The organism is Ravibacter arvi (assembly GCF_039540405.1).
Taxonomy (GTDB): Bacteria; Bacteroidota; Bacteroidia; order Cytophagales; family Spirosomataceae; genus Ravibacter; species Ravibacter arvi.
On the sequence record NZ_BAABEY010000026.1, the window covers coordinates 132,546 to 152,855 of the forward strand.

Sequence of the window (20,310 nt, forward strand, 5' to 3'; positions counted from 1 at the left end):
GCGGGTTACCAGGCAAAAGAGAGTCTTCCGGTTACATTTTCGACCAGGAAATAGTGTCCCAGCTCATCGTTCATTTCTTTGAATACCCACTGGCCTTTTTTCCAGGGGTAGGCGGAATTGACGTAGGCCTGGAAATTGTCGGATCGGGTGTCGTTCCCGGCGTAAATTCTGACTGTAGCGTTTTTCAGCCCGTCTATTTCATAGCGTTTATCTACATCTTTCTGACCGGAGTGGAGTTCTCTGAAAGAAACCATGCCGTCTTTTTGCTCCACAAACGCCCGGCATTCACGGTTCCAGCTGGTAGGCAGCACATAGGCGGAATGGCCGTTTTCTAGTACCGTTTGCAGGCCCAGCAGCAAAGGTGCGCCCTGGGGGAATTTAAAACGGTCGCGGATGGTGCTGTTGGGATGGTACCCGGAGAAAATGAAAGCATTGTCGGAGCGCGCAATCGTCAGAACGGGGTTTTTAATGGTCGGGGCCTGCTTGTCCACAAAGATGTTGAGACCGAATTCCTGCAGCGCATATCTCAGGTACAGCGGGCCTGTGAAATACTGCTCGGGCTTGTCCGGGGTCAGTAAACGCCCGCCTGTAAAATGGCTGGAATTCGTGCCGCGGAGGTACACGACTTTGCCGCCTTTCCAGGCCGGGGACTGAACCGACCAGGCTACATCGCGGAATGCTCCGTTTTGTTCAAACCGGACGAGCGGCCGCGTGCCCGGCGCTTTGGGATTCTGAATGCGCGTTGCAATACCACCGCCGTTGAACAGCGACCGGTGGTTGATGATGTCCGGATACCCGGTGGCGGTCCTGTCGGGCAGGTAAAGGTTTTTAATCCGGAACTCGCCTTCCAGCGCGGTGCTGTTCTGCAGGTTAAGGAAGCTTTTGAAAATATCGCTGCTGTGATCCGTGGGGCCGAAAATGATGAGCTTTCCACCGTTTTCGACAAACCCGATCAGCGCTTTTTCAAGCGTTGTTCCGGCGTCGGGGGCGATCGTGATCAGGACTGATTCCCTGAAAAGGCCGGGTTTCTGTTGAATGGCAGCCTGGAAGGAGGTGGTGGAAATAACAGTATTCAGCGGCAGCCCGTTGTTGATTGCCTGGCGGATGAACCAGTCGCCGTAGTAAACTTCCGGAAGCCGCCCGGGAGCATGATTGGCCCATTGATGGTATTCGTCAAATGGGTATACCCAAACCAGCGGTCCCGGTGCGGTAGGGGAGTCGTAGCGCGCCTTCAGGATGTGAGGCGTTACCTCATCGGGCACCTGTGTGGGCATGTTGCCGTGGGTGTCGTCAATGGTCAGGAAGTTAAGATGCGTCGGCAGGCCGATATTACCGTTTTTGTCGATGCGGCAAACCGACATGGGAAGATAGATGTCGTGCGGCTCGCGCCCGTAGCGATCGAGCCACGGGCTGTTGAGCCACCAGGGATCGTGGGTATAATACCTGAACAGGTACCGGTTATCGGGCAGTTCGGCCATCCGCGACATGTAACCGATCATTTCCAGGCCGAAGTCGCCGTCCAGCGCCGCCCAGGGAGAGTTGGGCGGGGGCAGCATATTGAATTTGCCCTCGTAGATATTTTTGAGATTGACCGCATCCCGTGCCAGGTCGGTGCCTACCGAAAGGTTGGTGCCCCGGGTCTGGATCTGGAAGTCGGGGCATTCTTTCCTGAAAAGCTTCCAGAAATCCAGCACTTTCCCGGAAAAGGCCGGTAGCAGGTCCTGTTTGAACGCTTTGCCGTCGAATGTCGCTCCGGTGGAAGACCATCCTTCGGCGCCGAATCCGAAGCCGTTGCTGAACCAGATGTAATCAAAGCCCATGTCGGTCAGAAAGTGCCGGCTCTGGCGCCCGAAAAATGTACCGAAAGCAGTTCGGTCCGGAATCCCGCCGGGGAAGCCGGCATAGCGGTCCTTGTCTGCTTTCAGAACGGCATAACAGTCCACAAACGATTTATGTCCCATTGCGCTGCCGCCCAGGATTTCCGGGTGTTTCCTGTATTTGAATTCAGATTTGGCAAACTCCGGTCCGGGGTCGAAGGTAGCGCCCACCAGGACCGGCTTCCCGGTTATCTTCCGGCCGGCTTCCTTCAGCGACCCAATGATAAAACGCAGGTCGTCGTAGGTAAAGGAAGGCGGGTTTTCCAGGTACAGGTAGGCCCGTTCGTGTATCGAAAGCGCTTTGGGACCTGAGCCTACTTCGTGCTGTGTGTTAGGATTTCCCATGTACCGGGCCCATTCCAGCGGCTGACCGGGTGTACCCTTATAGTCGAGAATTTCCGAGCCGTCGCCGGTCCAGAGCATTACCGAAACGGTATCTGTATGCCGGAGCAGCGAATGCCATTGCGTGAACATCTCGGTAGCGACGGCCCGGATGTATTCCTTCTCGTTTATCTTGAAAGGCTTCAGCGAAGCTTCCAGCGTGATATTGTTGAAGGGCTTGCCCCGGAGGGGGGACAGGGCAGGCTGGGCGCCGGAGAGCTGAACAGATATGCCATACAGGAAGCATATACAAAAGAGTCTAATCTTGCGGGTAGGCATTACTTTGTCTGGTAAAAGGCTTAACAGGAAGTTTCTCAGCCGGTTTCGGAAATCGGACTATTTCTGCCTGGTTGCAGGAGCTAATCCGTAAACATTCTTAATGGCTTCCAGGTATTGAGTCCCGGTTCTTTTTTCGGGGAGAAGGTAGGCCCCTTCCGTCCATTCATTCCAGGCGTTGATCAATATGGCGTTCAGGTGTTTCGACTTGTCTGTTTCCACTTGTCTCTTCGATTTACCGAGAAGCTCCCGGAATTTTTCCGGCGTATTCCCTATCACCACTTGCGTATACGGATACTCGATCTTTTTAAAGGGCCAGGGAACGTCGAGCCGGCATCGGGGAGTAGGATCCCACCCCATAGTAACCACCGGCATGTGCGGCAGGCGGGTGTCTGCAGTAATTGACTTCCAGAACGAGGTATGTTCGTCGATCAGATCAGAATAATTGACCGTCAGATCGGGGCTCATTTTATTAGAACTGGAAATATTGTACTTGCTGGTGCTTTTGAAACCGGCTTTTTCTGCCATCTGCGCTACTTCTGTATTGGGAACCATGCCACTCCAGTGCATTTTGGGCAGCCCGTGCTCGGCAAGGAGGCGGTCGATGTTTTCAAATATTTCCTTCGTCCTGGCCGGTCCCCCCAGTTGATCGATGAATTTTTTTGTTTCAAAGATGCTGAAAAACAGTTCCCCGTTCACCCTCCAGTAAATGGGCTCTTTAAAATAAGTCTTAATGCCGTAGTTCACCACATCGATCAGGTCCTTTTCCGTGTGCCGCGAATAGAGCCAGATATTGCGTGGTACCCCGTACTCGGGGTAAAACTGATCCCGCCGGTCATGATTAGCCCACATCAGCGCGAATTTCATGCGGCTCCGGTTTTTTGCCTTAAGAAAGCCGTTTTCAAGGGCTTCTTCCATGTTTTTTACACCGCTGTACCAATACCAATCGTACAGAAAGACATCAATCCCGTGGTCGGCTGCCAGGTCGATTTCTTTTTCGACCCAGCCGGGATCGGACTCGTCGAAGGGGCCCCACGAAGAAACCTTTGGCTGCTCATGTCCCGGAAACCTGGGTATAGCGTCGGCCATTTCCTGCCACTCGGTCCAGTTTTCCCCTTTCCAGGCATTGCCATGCTTGTAGGTATGCCAGTGAGGATAATAAACTACGGCAACCTCGGGGCGGGCGGCGGAAGATTTCTGGCTATTTGCCGGGGAAATGCTAATTATGATAAAAGAAGCCAGGATGTATGAAAACCATTTCATTTATTCGGAATTTTTAAATGATTGATTGTTACACTATTGTAAATGCATGGGCATAAAGTTCCCGCCTGTGGGGGCACAGTACCGATGAGGCAGGGAGGTGGCCACTGAATTAGTAGCCCTGATTCTGCCCCAGGTTAGGATTGATGTCTATTTCCCTGATCGGGATCGGCATGATCAGTTCATGTGGCGCCACCGTAAAACTTAATCCTTTGCTTCTGAAATAGTCATTCAGCACGGTCTCCGCCCTGTTGGTACGCACCAGGTCGAACCAGCGGTGGCCTTCCAGGAAGAATTCGAGCCTTCTTTCCATCTCCATAGCCAGGCGAAATTCCGACTGCGACAGGCCCGAAACTCCAGGCAGACCTGCCCGGATCCTAACCGCATTTAAGTATTCATGTGCCGGCCCGGTCTGTCCGAGCTCATTCAGGCTCTCTCCGTACATCATCAGCACATCCGCGTAACGGAGTGAGGTGAAGTTGATACCGCCATCTCCGACGATGCCGGTAGTGAAATCTACAAATTTGAGCCCGAACAGGTCTTTCTCATACTTTCCGGTGTTGGTGCGTATCGAATCCCTGACCGATACGGGACGGCGCTTGTCGCCGTTTTCATAGGCGGCGGCAATTTCCGGGGTAGGAACTATGCGTCCGGATCCCTGCATATTTCCCGGAAAAATTGCCATATCAAACCGGGCAGGAGTGAAAATACTTGAAAATGAATTGCCTTCTCCGACATTGCCGGACATATAAAGTATTTCAAAGACAGATTCTTTCAGGTTGTCATTGCCATTCGTGAACAAAGTGCCGTATTCGGGCTGCAGGGCATATGTGTTGCTGTCTATAACTCTTTTTAAAATAGCTGCCGCCTTGTCAAATTGCTTCGTAGTGAGATAAACTTTGCCCAGCAGTGTTTCGGACGCTCCGGCAGACGCACGACTTTTGGCTAAACCGGTCACGCCCGTCAACAGCGCAGCAGCATCGGTCAGATCGCGTTCAATCAGACCATACACCAGGGCGGGTTCCTTCCGGGACATATCAAAGTTCATGATCTCGTTCGGGCTTCTGAATGCCACCTCAACGAGGGGTACGGCTCCGAAAATCCTGACCAGGTAAAAATAGGAATAGCCCCTCAGAAAAAGGCATTCACCCCGAAGCCTGTCTTTTTGGGAGCCGGTCAGCCCCGAATTATCCAGCAGGGATAAAATCGTGTTAGACCTGGAAATCACCTTATAGGACGACATCCAGATAGTATTCAAAAAGCTGTTTGCGGGGGTCGGGTTCATCTCGTCGAACTCCGTTTCGGCAACAGCGGGCACTGTCCACTTGATTTCCGCGTTGTCGGTTGTAAGGTCACCAACGTATACGATCGCTGCATCATGCAGCGTTTGCAGCTCTGCATAAGTTCCCGACAAGGCCGCATCGAAATCATTGATGTTCTTATAGAAAGAGTTCTCGCTGATCTGGTTTTCAGGCTGTAGCGTCAGGAATTCGGAACAGGAAGCGCCTACCACCGCGATCATGCTGAACAACAGGTACTTTTTCATATGATAATGGGTTTAGGTAGATCAGAATGATAATTTAATGCCGGCCGTATAAGTTCGGGGAAGGGGGTAGTTGATATAATCCACACCGGCGCTCGTAATGTTATCCCCGGTCGTGCTGGATTCAGGGTCATAGCCGGGGTAGTCTGTGAATGTAAATACATTGGATACATTCATATAGACATTGAAATTGCTCAGCTTCAAGCGGGACGTCAGTTTTGTCGGTAAGTCGTAAGCGAGGCTGATATTCCGGATACGCGTGAAAGAATTTTTGAAAAGATAGTGGGACGAAACCCCGAAGCCGAGCGCGTGGTTGCTCCGGATGGATCTCGGCATGATGCCGTCGCCTGGGTCGCTTTCCGAGCGCCACCTTCTGTCCTGGAGCTCCAGCCCGTTCTGTACACCGTTAGAGCCGAACAGTGCCTCCCATTGAATGAAATTGTAGCCCCCCTGCGAGCCTGTGACGGCGACGTTCAGGCTTAACCTGGAAAACCTGAAGCCGTTATCAAACCCCCATGTAAAATCAGGCCAGGGGCTTCCCACGATCTTGCGGTCGCTTTGGTTGATAACCCCGTCCTTGTTGACATCCTCAAATTTCAGGTCTCCCGCCTGTGTTTTCGGGTGGTAGAGCGCAGCGCCGTCAAGTTCGGCGCTGTTCATAAACACGCCGAGTTTGTTGATGAGAAAAAAGCTTGCAATAGGCGATCCTACCTGGGTAATCTGGTAGTTTGAGTTTGAAATACGTCCACCTTCGGTAGCCAGTTTCAGGACCTTGTTCCTATTAGCGCTGAAGGTTAAGCCGGAGTTCCATTCAAATCGCCTGCCTTTAATATTGATGCTGCTCAGCCCGAATTCCATCCCCTTGTTTTCGATGTCGCCTATGTTCTGGGTCGAATTCGTAAAGCCGGAGGCGGCAGGCAATTGTACTGCCAGAAGCAAATCTGTTTTCAGGTTTTTGTAAACATCCGCGGTAAGGGTCAGGCGATCCCGGAACAGTCCTAAATCAATCCCCAGGTTAGTTTGTTTCGATTTTTCCCAGGTCAGATCATCGTTTGACAGGCTGGTGGGTACCAGTCCCTGCTTCAGAGAATTGCCTTCCAGGTATCGGGTCGTGGACAGCAGGCCTATGTGGGAGTAATCACCGATGGAATTATTACCTGAGATTCCGTAGCTCGCCCGTATTTTCAAGGTCGAAATGAAATTTACTTTCTTCATGAAATCTTCTTCCGCGAGGTTATATCCTACCGAGAAGGACGGGAATGCGCCCCATTTGTGATTCCGCCCGAACCTGGAGCTGCCGTCCCGGCGGAGGGTGGCCGTGAACATATACTTGCCGGCATAGGAATAATTGACCCTGGCCATCATGGAAAGCAAGGACCATTCGCTGACGATCTGCGTGCCGGCGTTGACAATACCTGCCGAAATATAGGGGATGTACTCGGTAGCGAAATCGGAAGCCCCCGCCGATAGCCTGTCGGAAGTACTTTTTTGAGCTGTAAAGCCAACTACACCATTGACGAAATGCTTTTGATTGAACACTTTGCTGTAAGTTAGTGTGTTTTCGTTCAGCCAGTTCAGGCTTTCCGACTTGGTTGTCCCGGCAGTGGCCGGGTAATTCAGCGTAGTAGAAAAAGGAACGGCAGACGTGCGCCAGAGCCTGATGGAGCCCGTAGAATAGTTGACTCCTATCGTCGATTTAAATACCAGGTCGTCCGTCAGTGCTATTTCGAGATAATTATTGGTGAAAATGTTCATATTCTTCCGCCTGTCCTGGGAGCCTTCGCTCACTGCCAGTACATTGGCGAGAAAGCCCAACCCGTCTGTCACGTCAGCCTGGTTGAAGTAGTAGCTTCCATCCGGGTTGTAAACCGGGATGGTCGGAGAAGCCGCCAGCACATTGGCGATAAGCCCGCCTGCGCCGTAATGCGATTCAGTATTGGCAAACCGGCCAAAACCATAGGATCCATAAGTGGAGCTTCCTACTTTAACCCGCTTGTTCAACTGGGCGTCTACGTTCACTCTGAGATTGAAGCGCTCATAATCGGAGTTGATGATGATACCCTCCTGACTGAAATATCCTCCCGAAATCATGTAGCGGGCTTTCTCGGTACCGCCATTAGCGGAAAGCTGCAGGTTTTTAACGGGTGCGACCCTGAAAATAACATCCTGCCAATCGGTGTCGGTGGTAAGGGCGTCCGGGTTACGAAATTCCGGCCTTACTCTGGTTGCGGCTGACCTTATTTCGTTCGGATCTGTTTTCTTCCCTCCTGCGTAGACCCATGCATTGTCGCGGCCGTCGACCAGGTAGTCGGCGTATTGCCGCGCATTCATCAACTTCAATTTATTGGCCACTTCCTGGAAGCCATATGAGGCATCTATATTTATCTGTGATTTCCCGTAAGCGCCTCTTTTGGTGGTGATGATGACGACTCCGTTAGCGCCCCTCGAGCCGTATATGGCGGTCGCCGAAGCATCTTTCAGAATTTCGATTGATTCGATATCGGAGGGGTTGATGGAGGTAAGGGGATTTATCCGGGTGGCTGTATTGTTCGCCATATTGGCTGATGAAAAGTTGGCGTTACCGTAGGAAGACATGCTTGATCCGCCGCCTCCGGACCCGATCGGGAAGCCGTCGATCACATAGAGCGGCTGGTTGCCGCCGGTAATGGAGCTGATGCCCCGGATCAGGATGTTTACGTTCCCTCCCGGCGCACCGGTTGTCTGGGTTACCTGTACCCCCGGAACTTTTCCCTGCAGCATCTGGTCGAAGCCGGCGGCGGAAGGCTGGATAATATCGTCGGCCTTTATGCTGGTGATCGATCCGGTCACATCTTTCTTGCGCTGTGTTCCATACCCAACCACCACCAGGTCCTGAAGCTGCTGCTGATCAGGAGCAAGCGAGATATTAAAGGTCGAGGCGTTGCCTACCGGTACCTCTTTGGCGAGGTAGCCGATGAAACTGACCACCAACGTAGCGCGCGGCCCTACTTCCAGCCGGAAGCTGCCTTCCACGTCCGTAGTAGTGCCGTTCGTGGTACCTTTTTCGGTAACAGTGGCGCCGATCAGGGGCGCCTGCTCATCTTCTGAGGTGACCTTGCCCCTTGCCGGTGTTTTACCGTCCTGGGCGTGAGCCGGCAAAGCCGTCGTCAGGCAAAAGGTTATGCCAAGCAGGCAGCATAGCCATACACGGGTTAAAGTGTTTTTCATTGGTTCAAATGATTGGGGTTAGACTTTGGAACGACAGGGGAATGCATAAACCGGGATCAGCGGGTTTCGATAATGACGGATTCCAGTCCCAGGTAATCGGCCACTTTCCGGATTGCTTTTGCGTGGTGGCCTACCCCCAGCGCAAAATGGTGGGTCGGGCCTTCCTTCATCCAGCGGTGCAGGAAGGTCCGCACGTCGGGTTTGAAGACCCCCCGGGTATTGGTGTTGCCGGTAGGCGGGATAGGACCGGCGACGGACTGTCCTTCGGCAATGACGAACCTGAGCTTCCCGTCGTAAGTAGAGTTGATGCTGAGCATCGTGATGGGGCCTTCCTTGATCTTGAATTCCACTCCTGCGCCGAACCCGGGTTTGCCGTGATACTTCACCAGGCTGCGCAGCACCGGGCGGCCTTCCGCTATGGCTACGTTATGCGGGCCGTCGTGACCGACCAGTACGAAATCTTCCCTGAAGTCGACCGGGTGGAATTCCGCAAAGCTTCCCCCGATGCCCAGGCGCTCCATGATAAGCATCGCAAAACAAGTCTTCAGGTCCGATTCACCGCACATCGGGAAGCCGGCGCCGGTCAGGAGGGAGTTCCCTACAATAAGGTTGGACATCACGGTGCGCGTGTCGCTGTTGTCGGGGCCTTCGTAATAGTAGGCCAGGCCGTCGAGCTTCCGGGCTTCGATAAACTTCTCCAGGGCGATGGTCACCCGGGCCGAAGTTTCCAGATCCGAATCCCGCAGCTTTTCCGAAATCGGATCGGATACCGGATCCGGTGTGTCGAAAAAATCAAGGATGCGGGCTTTCATCGGCTCTACCTCTGCCGGCGAAGCCTGCTGGTACCGGGAGACGATCTCGTGGGCTTCGCATTGTACGATATGTGCGCCGAAGTGAGCGGTAAGCATGGTGGAATCGGAATGCATGTCGTACATAGCCTCTATCGGGTGGCCGATATGACCGATGCGCGACGTCCGCAGGTCGTGCAGAACGGCGGCAATCCGGCAGTATTCGGCTATTTCGGCGTCAGCCGCCGGGTCGTCGTGCAGGGTGCCGATGATCATGTCGGGGATCCGCTTTCCCATGCGCGCCGCTACTCCCGCAAACTCGGGGAGGGAGCAGATATCGTCATTGTAGAGCTGCATGTAGGTGGAGGCCCTGGTATAGTCCATGGCCTTGTCGGGCTGAAGGGCAACCAGCACAATGGGGGCGCTGACGCTCCGGATAATTGCTGCGAAAGTACTGGAGGTAGCATAGGTAAGCATATCGCAGAAGATCAGGTCGACATTGGCTGCATTCAGTTTGGGGACCAGCTCGTAGGCTTTGAAAACGTCATCCACCAGGCCGAAGTCGATTACTTCTGCCGGCGGGCCCGATTTTAGCTTGTCTATCAGGACTTCCTGCTTTTTCATGAGCTGTTCCAGCAGGCCGTCGAATTGCGGCCAGTACTTGTAATAGCCGACACCGAAGACTGCAATTCTGGGTATGGTGGGCTTGCGTCTGGTGTAGATGGCGGAACGGACGGCCGCAGGTGAAATACTATTCATATGCTTATTAATTTTCAAATAGTTGATTTGAGATCTTAATTCGTGGCCAACCGGCAATTGACCCTTCGACAGGCTCAGGGACCGCTACCTCCCGGCGGCTGAGTCCGATAAGGCACGGCGGCTGAGCTCCGTCGAAGCCAGAGGGATTTAGTTAGTGGTTCTGGATATTTATCTTTGAGCGTTAAGTTAAAAAAACAAGAAACTGACTTTCGCGAATGTGCCATGCGGTAAAGTCCCGGGGTACTAGGCCGGGTCGAAAACGGGGGTGAGCCGCGGGATCAGCCGGATGAAACAAAGGAAAGCAATAGGGTACAGCACTCCTGAAGCGACCCACAGCGGGGCATAGGAGTAGCTTTCTATTATTTTGCCGATCATCGGGTTGAGAATGAGGCTTGAAATGGCTCCGGCCGTGCCGGAAAGTCCTACTACCGTAGAAGTAGCCCCGGCGCCGAAAACATCGGAAATAGCGGTAATGTAATTGGTGATCCACAAACCGTGGGCGAACATATACAGGCACATGAAACCGACCGCCAGCTCGACCGAAGCCGCCCATTCGGTCATGGGGAGCAGCATGGTGAGCAAGGCCGCTACACCCATCACAATCCGGCGGGCGGTGCTCATGGAACGGGTCCTGGTCGCCAGCTTGTCAGAAAACCAGCCGCCCAGGATGTTGGAGACGCCCAGTGCCAGGAAAGGGAGCCAGAACAGCTCACCGATTCGCTCATAGGCTACGCCCCTGGCTTCGCTCAGGTATTTTGGGGTCCAGAACATCATAAAATACATCACCGGGTCAAGGACAAAGCGCATGAAGATGAATACCCAGGTCGGCCTGACCCGGAACAGCTGCCGGATGCTGATGCGTGGTCGGGAAACCGCTGTTTCCTGGGGCGCGGCGGTGTTTTTCCAGGGAATGAAAAGCCATAGCACGACCCAAATGATGCCGATAACGCCCGGTACAACGAACCCGCTGCGCCATCCGTACACGTTGGTGAGCCATATGGTGAGCGGCGGCGCTACCACTGCGCCTATTGCGGAGCCGCCGATGGCGATCCCGTTGGCCAGTCCTCTTTCTTTCGGCCCAAACCAGGTGTAGACGGTTTTGGCCGCGCCGGGAAAGGCCCCGCCTTCACCCGCGCCCAGCAGGAATCGAAAGGCAAGCAACTGGGAGAAATTGGTCATGAAGCCGTGCAGTGTGTTGGCTACCGACCAGATGCCTACCGACCAGGCCAGTCCGCGCTTGCCCCCGGCCCGGTCGATGAACCAGCCCCCCAGGGTAAACATCAAGGCATAACTCAGCAAAAAGCTGGTGTTGATCCAGCCGTATTGCGTGTCGGTGATGTGAAAATCTTGCTGTATTTTAAGGATAGCGATGGAAAGCACCTGGCGGTCCAGGAAGCTCAGGCCGGTGGCAATGAATACGAAGGATACGACGAGCCAGCGCAAAGGATTCATAAATCAGGTTTAGTCTTAACGCACTAAGTTTGTTTTGACAAAGGTATCGGCTCAATAGTTTGTTTGCAAATTTTTTATAAATAAAATAAATATTCACATTTAAATAGGTTTTGGTGAGCTATTTTGACCGAGTCGCATAAATAATGTTATAATCTTAGTGCGTTAGGCTGGTTAAAAATGTTTTTTTGCCTGAATTGTTCTAGTTTTGGAAGCAGGTTGGGGAGGGCGAAAAAAGGGTGCACATTTATTTCTGAAAAAAAGCATGATGCCCATCGGAAATCATAAATTCTCTGTTATCAGTGAAGATATTATCAGTAAGATCAAAAACGGGGAATTCAGGCCCGGTGACAAAATCCCTTCGGAAAATGAGATCATCAGTGTGTATGGCGTAAGCAATACGACTGCCCGGAAAGCACTGCTCGACCTGGAGCTGAAGGGATGGGCCAGGCGCATAAAAGGAAAAGGCACTTTCGTACTGAACCGGACTATGGACCACAGGTTGCTCAGAACGCTGGGCTCTATCGGCGACACCCGCGTCGGATTTCACGAAAAGCTGAGGGCGGAGGGATTTGAGCCCAAAAATATCATTCTCGAAAAGACGGTGTTGGAAGAGGGGGTTTCTTTGGGAATAGGGGGCAAACATTTCATTATTGAAGGGCCGGTTCTGAAGATTCACCAGCTGCGTTATGCCAACGAGGTGGTAATGAAAGACGAAACAAAATATATATCGCTTATCCTCTGTCCGAAGATCAACCATTTCCAGACCGATATTTCCTATTATAAAATCTACGAAGAAAAATACCAGCTTTCGGTTTCACATCTCCGGCAGACGCTGAGCTGTACGCTGTTTGAGCCGGAGGGGGGCGACAACCATTTCGGGGTCAACCATACCATTCCTGTTTTTGTACTGGATAGCGCCGTTATTACTTCCCTGGACAAAGTGGTAGAGCTGGAGCATTCCTATTACCGCGGAGATAAATACCTGTTTGCGATTGAGGCGCATCCTGACTTTTAGTGAATTTTTAGCCGCGGTGATACCCGGTTGGGGGTTTGGTTAGCCCGACTCACTTATAAGATGCCTGATAAAGCTGGAAGGCGACAAACCTGTTTGTTTTTTAAACAGCACTGTAAACTGACTGTGGGAAGAGAACCCGGACCCGGTTACGGTTGACCCGGGTAGCGTTAGGTTTTCCCATGGGTCACACGTTTTCACAACCCCTCGAAGTCCAGCCCGGATATTCGAACGTCTATATATAAACGCTGATTGAATATTTGCCTTTGAACGTCTTTTGCGAATGAATAGATGTTTAACCCCCGCTTTTTTTTGAAAACGAAGCTCAGGATCAGTGATGACACGCAAGACAATTTATGTCCGCAAAGTAACTGGACGCCTGAGAACCCTCCAACAGGCATTCTATCAAAATTTTGGAATTTCGATAGAAATTGCGCTTCCTCCATGATTTTTGTCACGCCGAATATAATAATAGTAATAATATCGTTTCTGCGGCCATGCGGAGTATTGTCCTATCGGTTCGGGCAACTGTATCCTGGCCTGACCAACAGCAGGCCCGTACCTGACTACCAGCGTTACCTGGAACAGCCGATAGAAAAGCCACTATTGTCTGAAAGCGTACGCGGGGCTGTTCAAAACCGGACATAGCTGAATATTTGTCATTTGTTATGGTTTGATTATCAGTCTGTTGTGTAGTTGGAATGATTTTATATGGCTTCGACACGTCATTTAACACAGATCGATATGTTTAGACTGACTTTAAAAAACAGCCTTCGGCATTTTGTCCGGAATCGTTTGTTTACGTTTCTTAACATTCTTGGCCTTACGATCGGTATCAGCGCCTGTTGGGTAATTTACCGCTATGTACGCTTTGAGCTGAGTTACGAAAGGGGACTTCCGGATAAGGAAAATATCCACCGGGTGGTCAGTAAAATTTCATACAGCGAGGAAGAGGGGAGCTATTCAGCGGGGATTTCGAGGCCGATCTATTTTTTCCTGAAGGAGGAACCGGTGAGATCGCTGAAGCGTGCGGTGCCGGTGTACAAAATCTGGGGCCGGCAGGTAATGATACCCGCACACGGAAAACAGGCCGGAAGGTTGGAGGACCTGGATTTTGAAAAAAATATGCTCGTTGCAACGGAGCCGGCTTATTTCGAAATGGTGAATTACCGGTGGCTGGCCGGGAACCAACACCAGGCGCTGCGAAACCCGGATGAAGTAGTGCTGACCGAGGCCAGGGCCAGGTTTTATTACCCGGGCCTGACATTCGACGAGATGATCGGCCAACCTTTGATATACGAGGACTCATTGCAGCATACCATCACCGGTGTTGTGGCCGCCCTCGACTACCCATCGGAATTTAACGGGCAGGAATTTTTCCTGGTAAAAAAAAGGGAACAGGATAATACCCTCGAGGAATGGACAAACACGAATAGTTCGGACCGTGTGTATATCCAGACAAAGGACGACAAGGCCGCAGCGGAGGTGCTTGAACAGATCAACAGCACGGTAGCAGCAAAATACAAGCAGCTTACCGCGAAACGCGAGCTGAAAGGGACGTATCACCGGACGTTGGAGCTGTTGCCGTTGCAGGCGTCGCATTTTTCCACTTTTCTGAATGAGCGCGGCCAGTCTAAAACAAGCAGGACCGTGATTTTCGGATTGATTGGCGTGGGGGTGTTCCTGCTGGTGCTCGCCTGCATTAACTATGTCAACCTGACGACCGCGCAGATGCCGCAGCGCCATAAGGAAATCGGGATCCGTAAAACGCTGGGCAGCGCGGGCCGGCACCTTATTTCGCAGTTAATGATGGAAACGGTTGTGGTGGTGCTGGCCAGCTTCCTGTGTTCAATTGTGGTGTCGCAAGTAGGGGTGGGGCTTCTGGGAGACCTGATGAGCGAGGAATCCAGGGCATTCGCCGACCCTGAAACGTTGGTGATCTTCCTGGTAGCAGTTTTGCTGGTCACGACGTTCCTTGCCGGGATGTACCCCGCCTGGCTGATTACCAGGGTGAACGCGGTAGCCATCTTCAGGAATAAGGCGTCAGGGCGGGTCGGGAACCTGAGCCTGCGGAAAATCCTGATTGTCTTTCAATTTGTGATCGCCCAGGTGTTTATTGTAAGTGCGCTTATCGTTGGTCAGCAATTGCGCTACACACTGCAGAAAGACATGGGATTTAACAAAGATGCCGTGGTGACGGTGGCTATTCCCTTTAAACTCTATGCAAATCCTCAGGTCCATGAAAAGAAGATAACCCTGGCGAATGAGTTCAGGAATATCCCGGGAGTAAAGGAACTTGCGATGGGCACGGAGCCGTTAAGTGAAAACTACTCCAGCTCTAATTTTGTCTATTCTGATGCGCCGAACCTGGCGCCTGTCGGCATGCAGGTGTTCAAAAAATATGTGGATACAGCCTATGTTCAATTTTACGACCTGAAACTCCTGGCGGGCACCAACTTAAGCGCTTCGGATACCACAAAAGAATTTGTACTGAACGAAACGGCTGTGCGTGCTTTTGGATTTAAAAATCCCGGCGACGCCGTAGGAAAAATGTTGGGGTACATGGGGCGGAGGTACCCGGTGGTGGGTGTGGTGAGCGATTTTCATCAACAGGATTTTCATCAGGCCATACAGCCGCTGACTTTGCTTAGCGGTAAAACCTCCCTGAGCGCCTATAATATTCGCCTGGACGGATCAGACCGGGCAGGCTGGCCCGCCACTCTCGCGGCTTTAAAGACGACTTGGGGTACATTTTTTCCCGAGGAAATGTTCTCGTATCACTTTTATGACGAGAGCATCGCTGCGATGTATAAAAAAGAGCAGCAGCTTCACAAGCTGACGAACCTGAGCACGGGCATTGCTGTAGTGATCAGTTGTCTCGGTTTGTTCGGCCTGGCGAGTCTGACAGCCTTCCAACGTAGCAAGGAAATTGGCATAAGGAAGGTACTGGGCGCCTCTGTGCCGGGAATCGTCAGGATGTTATCCGGCGAATTTGTTATGATGGTATTGCTGGCGGCATTGATCGCCGCACCGGTAGTGTGGTGGGCATGCAACAAGTGGCTGGAAGATTTTGTGTACCGGATAGAGATTTCCTGGGCGCCGTTTGTACTCGGAGGCGTGGTAGCAGTGTTGGCTGCCTTGTCTACGGTGAGTTACCAGGGAATCAAAGCTGCAATGACCAATCCTGTGGAAAGCCTGAGAAACGACTAGGGGATCAGGGAAAAATTCAGGACTGGCCCGTTCATTTTGCCGAGCAAAATGAACGGGCCAGTCTTTCATTTACAGAGCTCAATTCCCTTTCACAAATATTTTACGTGATGTTCTTCCGTCCTGCCGCGCCACCTCGAGTACGTAGGTCCCGACACTCATCCCCTCCAACGATATTTCGCTTTCCTGGCCGCGGGTTTTGGTGGTCAGAAGCAAACGGCCGTTGTTGTCATAAACACGAAGGGTTTCATTGCCCCTGAGGCCTTTCACCCGTACTTTTGCGCCTGCCGGGTTTGAAAACAGGATAATCTCCGGTTCTTCCAGGTGAACGATAATAATCGGGCTGTGTTGATAAGTGGCATCGAGGTCGTTCATGCGAAGCCGGTAATACCCGGCGGCATCCGGCTGGCGATAACTGAAGGTATAATTGCCCGACGATGTACCGTGGGACTTCACCCGGCCTATGGGCTTGAAATTCAGGCTTCGGTCTGCATACTCCACGTCGAAATGACTGAAATTTGTTTCGGCGGCGGTATTCCATCGCAGCCTGGCCATTCCTTCTTCCGCGCTTCCGGTAAATTGAATCAGGTTAACCGGCAATGAACACTCCGTATCGTCTGCTGTCAGTTCTACATAATCGGTGCTGGTACAGGCGCCGTCGGCAAGCGTCCAGGCAAGCACATAGCTACCCGGTTGTTCAAGACCCGTATAAATCGTCTGCGGATCATTCGCGTCGGCAAAGGTTCCGGGTGCAACGCCGTCGGGCGTTTTAACAACCGACCAGGTACCGGTCACACCTGCGGGAGCGGCTGTCGCATTGAGCTGAACTTTATTGGTACCACCGCTGCAGGTGGCCATATCCGATCCTGCGTTTGCGATGGCACCGCCGTTTGATACCGATATCGTCACGTCGTCGCTGGTGACACAGCCGGGCCCGCCGTCAACCGAAAAACGGAAGGTGTAGGTACCACTGGCAAGACCGGAAACCAGTGTCTCCGGATTTGACGGGTCGGCTATACTTGCGGCGGCGCCGCTTACCTGGGTCCAGGACCCGCTTGCAGGCGCCGGAGAGGCGGCGGTCAGCTTTACTGAAGTAACTTCACAAAGGGACTGGTCACTCCCTGCCCGGGCCGGTGCGGTGTACCGGACTTTTACCAGGTCGGAACTGGAAGGTCCGCATTCCTGGATACTGCCATAGGAGCTCCACCGCAAAACTGCTTCGCCTGACCCGCTAAATGTCAATGTTGACGTCGGAGAATCAACCGTACCGATGGTTGGGGCAGTTCCTTTCAATACCTGGAATACCTCCCAGCGCCCTGTCGTAACGGTATTTGCCTGCAAAGAGGTGGTACCATCGTTATTGCAGAAGGTGATGTCATCACCAGCCAGAGCGGTAGGGCCGGGCGTTGAAGTCATAATCTGGGTAATCCCTTCTCCGATTCTGCCCTCGCATCCCGGATCGGTAGCGCTTTTTATTTCATACTTAAAACGGTACATGCCGTCGGCCGGGATCGTCACATCGGTAGACGGCGCTCCCGGTACTGCGATAGTTGCGGCCGCCCCGTTTGAGCTGTAAATTTGGGTCCAGAGAACCGGCCCGGTGCTGGCCGAACCGTTGAGGGTTGCCGTAACCGGGTATTCGCTCACCGAACACAACTGCTGACTTGGGCCCGCGCTGAATACCGACGGTTCGGTTGATTTTCGTATATATCCTGTCAGGGTGTCGGAAACCGAAGCCCCCGGGCAATCAGCGCTGCTGAGTGTATACACAATCGAAAATACCGTCGACTGCGTCACGTTCTGAAGGGTGACCTGGGTGGTCGTGCTGCTGGTGGCCGATGTCGTGAAGGCAATACCGGCGGGGTCGGTCACAACCGTCCAGGTGGCGGTAGTACCCGGGGCAAGGGCAGGATGCGTAACCGGGATCAGTATATTGCCCGGAAGCGCCCGGCTCAACGTGCCGCAATTACTGAGAGCAGTGCTGGAAATAGCCGGTTTTGAAGGGCCCGTCATCTCATTGGTAGTAATGGTAACCTCGTCCGAGCTGTTCCCGCATCCGTTGGTCAGGGTGTAGCGGAAAGTATAGGTGGTATTGGGTTGGAGGTTAAGGGCAACCGGGTTAGCAACGGATGCATCCGAAAACACTACGCCGGAAGAGGCAGGGCTGACGACCGTCCAGCTCGCAAAAGCATCGGAGGGTACCGGCGAACCGGTCAACTGGTAGCTACCGGCGCAGGCGGTCACGTCGGCGCCGGCGTTCGGAGTAGCAGGCGGCGTATTGGCAATGACCAGCTTCACTTCGTCAAATTGGCTGGCATTACAGGTCGGTCCCATGTTATTGGTGTAGCGGAATACATAGGTTCCTGCGATCAGGCCGCTGATTGGCGGGTTCCTGAGCGATTGGTTCCCGGAATTGATCGGGTTGACTGCGCCGGCAGGCATACGCACCGTTGACCATAGCCCGAGATTGTTTGCCAGGTTTCCGGCCAGTGTGGCACTCGTTGCGTTACATGGCAAAGCCACGTCGGTCCCGGCATTGATGCCTGAGCCCGTCAACCCACGCGTAATCGTCACCTCCTTTTCCTGCGTCCCGCAGCTGGTAGTTATGCGGATCCTGAATTTGTAAACGCCCACAGTAGCGCCGATGCGGAAAGGAAAATCGAGAAAATAGGTGTAGGATTCCGGGTTGGAAGTCTCGTAATACAGATCGGGCCCCGAAAGTGTCCGGGACAAAGTTTGACCTTCAGATATATTCTGGGTGAAAACAGGCGTGGCAGAGCCTAAACCGAACCCTTTCCTGATAAGTGCCTGGGCGCTCCCAGGTCCGGATATCATGGTAATGTCTACTTTAACGGTATCCAACTGCCTGAACGAATAATTGCTGGTAATCGCTGCCGAAGAAGAGAGGCCGCCGCCGACTGAGCTGCAAATGCTTTGCGAAGTTGCAGTCAGAGTCAGTTCGGGGCGCCGGTAGATGCTGACCGAATCTACGGTAAAACAGGTACCGTTGCTGATCTTATAGAGAAAAGTGTACATAGCCCCTGCGTCGGTCAAGCCGGTTGCCATAGTGCTGAATCCTGCAGCATTCGAAAAGGTAGCTGTAGTCCCTCCCGACAACTGGCTCCAGGTGACCGTTTCGCCTACGGCTGGTTGGTTGCCGGTCAGCAATACCTCGCCTGGAACGCTGCAATAGAACTGATCGCGGCCCGCATTGGCCTGTGTCACTGCGGAGCCGCCGGCTACCGTAACGTTCACGTCGACTGTTCCCGGGCTGCAGCCGCCGGTTACGGTGTACCTGAAAACATAACTCCCTTCTACAAGACCGGTAGCAGCGGTAGTGCGTCCCGACGGATTGGCAATAGCGGCAGTGTTGGGTCCTGAAATCTGTGTCCAGGAGGCAGTGCCGGAACCGGGACAGCTTCCTTTCAGTATGGTTGCGGTACCGCACACCTGTTGTGGGTTGGCAGTGGCCCACAGACCGTAATTACGTGAAAATGTATAATTCCTCGTAGTTGAACTTTCACAACCGTTGGCAGAAATAACCCGGTAACGAATGGTAACGGTAGAGGTGGAGGCACACTCTTCAACCGGGAAGCTGGGGGTAAACGTGGTGGTATTGGAGGTGGGCGAGCCGAATGATCCCGTTCCGCCATTGATAACCGACCAGGATACGGTTTCGCCGCTACCCGGCGCAGTACCGGTCAGGTTAATGGGGTCGCCGGTATAACAGGGGAAGTTTGCTGTGCCGGTGATCGCCGGTGCGGCGGGTACGGGGTTCACTGTGACGGTCACTTCATCCTGGGTAGCCACGCCGTCACCGCAGGTAGCCTGAAGCCGGAAGGTATAGGCACCGGCAACCGAAACGCCGTTCACGCCGGTCAGCAGGCTCGCCTGATTTTGGATGGTGGCATTGGCGCCGGCGGGTTGAGCGATAAGGCTCCATTGAAGTGTGGCGGCATTTACAGGGCCGCCAACGCTGCCATCGAGCAGAACAGGCTGCCCGAGACAGATAGTGCTGTTTGCGCCTGCGTTGATTGAACAGTTCTGCCCGGTTGCAGACATCAACGTAACTAGCAGCAAAACAAAAGGAAGTAGTGTTTTTTTCATAGACAATCGTAGTTACTGGGGTGTTGTTGTAGTGGAATAATAAAAAAGCCAAGTGCGTAAAAATGGTCACCGACAGACTACGCCGTGCCTCTGTGAAGCGCTGGAAAATCAATCAAAAGACCAGTGATTACTCGTCTCTCAGGCCAATACGTGTAATGAAAATCAGTGCAGGAGACCAGCGGGCGATAGCTTTTATCTTTCCCGGACCATTGTACGGGAGCCGATACGGGTGGTGGTAAAAATGTGCATAGGAAAACCCAGGTTTAAACGGTTATAATGTGCTGTTCAATATGTCTTTGTTGTACCTTATTGGTTATAAATTTAGGAAGGCGAATTGAAATCACAAATCGGGAAACAAATTATTTTTCGGGTATTTTGTATTTATTTCAAAATAAATACGACGTAATTCTACAAAATACAGTCCTAAATTCTGCTAGAAGT

The 20,310-nt window shown here is 52.7% G+C and carries 9 protein-coding genes; 2 read left to right on the forward strand and 7 right to left on the reverse strand.

All coding sequences use genetic code 11. The features are described 5' to 3' along the window. Window positions 1-5 precede the first annotated feature (5 nt). The 6 genes from ABD852_RS15085 to ABD852_RS15110 all read right to left on the reverse strand — a co-directional run bounded on the left by ABD852_RS15085 (window position 6) and on the right by ABD852_RS15110 (window position 11,543). Complete coding sequence (locus ABD852_RS15085) at window positions 6-2,537, reverse strand: hypothetical protein (RefSeq protein WP_345030353.1); 2,532 nt, start codon at window positions 2,535-2,537, stop codon at window positions 6-8. A 57-nt stretch (window positions 2,538-2,594) separates the two neighbouring features. Next, on the reverse strand, window positions 2,595-3,797 hold the full coding sequence (locus ABD852_RS15090; protein ID WP_345030355.1) for a glycoside hydrolase family 99-like domain-containing protein: 1,203 nt from the start codon (window positions 3,795-3,797) through the stop codon (window positions 2,595-2,597). Between the two features lie 109 nt (window positions 3,798-3,906). After that, entirely contained in the window at window positions 3,907-5,340 is a 1,434-nt protein-coding gene (locus tag ABD852_RS15095; RefSeq protein WP_345030357.1) for a RagB/SusD family nutrient uptake outer membrane protein, read from the reverse strand. 21 nt (window positions 5,341-5,361) lie between these two features. Continuing rightward, window positions 5,362-8,544, reverse strand: coding sequence for a SusC/RagA family TonB-linked outer membrane protein (locus tag ABD852_RS15100; RefSeq protein WP_345030359.1), 3,183 nt, complete (start codon window positions 8,542-8,544; stop codon window positions 5,362-5,364). Window positions 8,545-8,600: 56 nt separating this feature from the next. Continuing rightward, window positions 8,601-10,091, reverse strand: coding sequence for an L-fucose/L-arabinose isomerase family protein (locus ABD852_RS15105; protein WP_345030361.1), 1,491 nt, complete (start codon window positions 10,089-10,091; stop codon window positions 8,601-8,603). A 243-nt stretch (window positions 10,092-10,334) separates the two neighbouring features. Beyond that, window positions 10,335-11,543, reverse strand: coding sequence for an MFS transporter (locus ABD852_RS15110; protein ID WP_345030364.1), 1,209 nt, complete (start codon window positions 11,541-11,543; stop codon window positions 10,335-10,337). A 262-nt stretch (window positions 11,544-11,805) separates the two neighbouring features. Between ABD852_RS15110 and ABD852_RS15115 the strand changes: the two genes are divergently transcribed. Continuing rightward, window positions 11,806-12,558 (forward strand): GntR family transcriptional regulator, encoded by a 753-nt coding sequence (locus ABD852_RS15115; RefSeq protein ID WP_345030366.1) that lies wholly within the window; start codon window positions 11,806-11,808, stop codon window positions 12,556-12,558. Window positions 12,559-13,299: 741 nt separating this feature from the next. Continuing rightward, the gene (locus ABD852_RS15120; protein WP_345030368.1) at window positions 13,300-15,765 is read left to right on the forward strand and encodes an ABC transporter permease; all 2,466 of its coding nucleotides are present in this window, start codon (window positions 13,300-13,302) and stop codon (window positions 15,763-15,765) included. A 78-nt stretch (window positions 15,766-15,843) separates the two neighbouring features. On the opposite strand, the gene ABD852_RS15125 is transcribed toward ABD852_RS15120, so the two are convergent. Next, a complete protein-coding gene (locus ABD852_RS15125) occupies window positions 15,844-19,869 on the reverse strand; it encodes a PKD domain-containing protein (protein ID WP_345030370.1) in 4,026 nt (1,341 codons plus the stop codon). Between the last annotated feature and the right edge of the window lie 441 nt (window positions 19,870-20,310).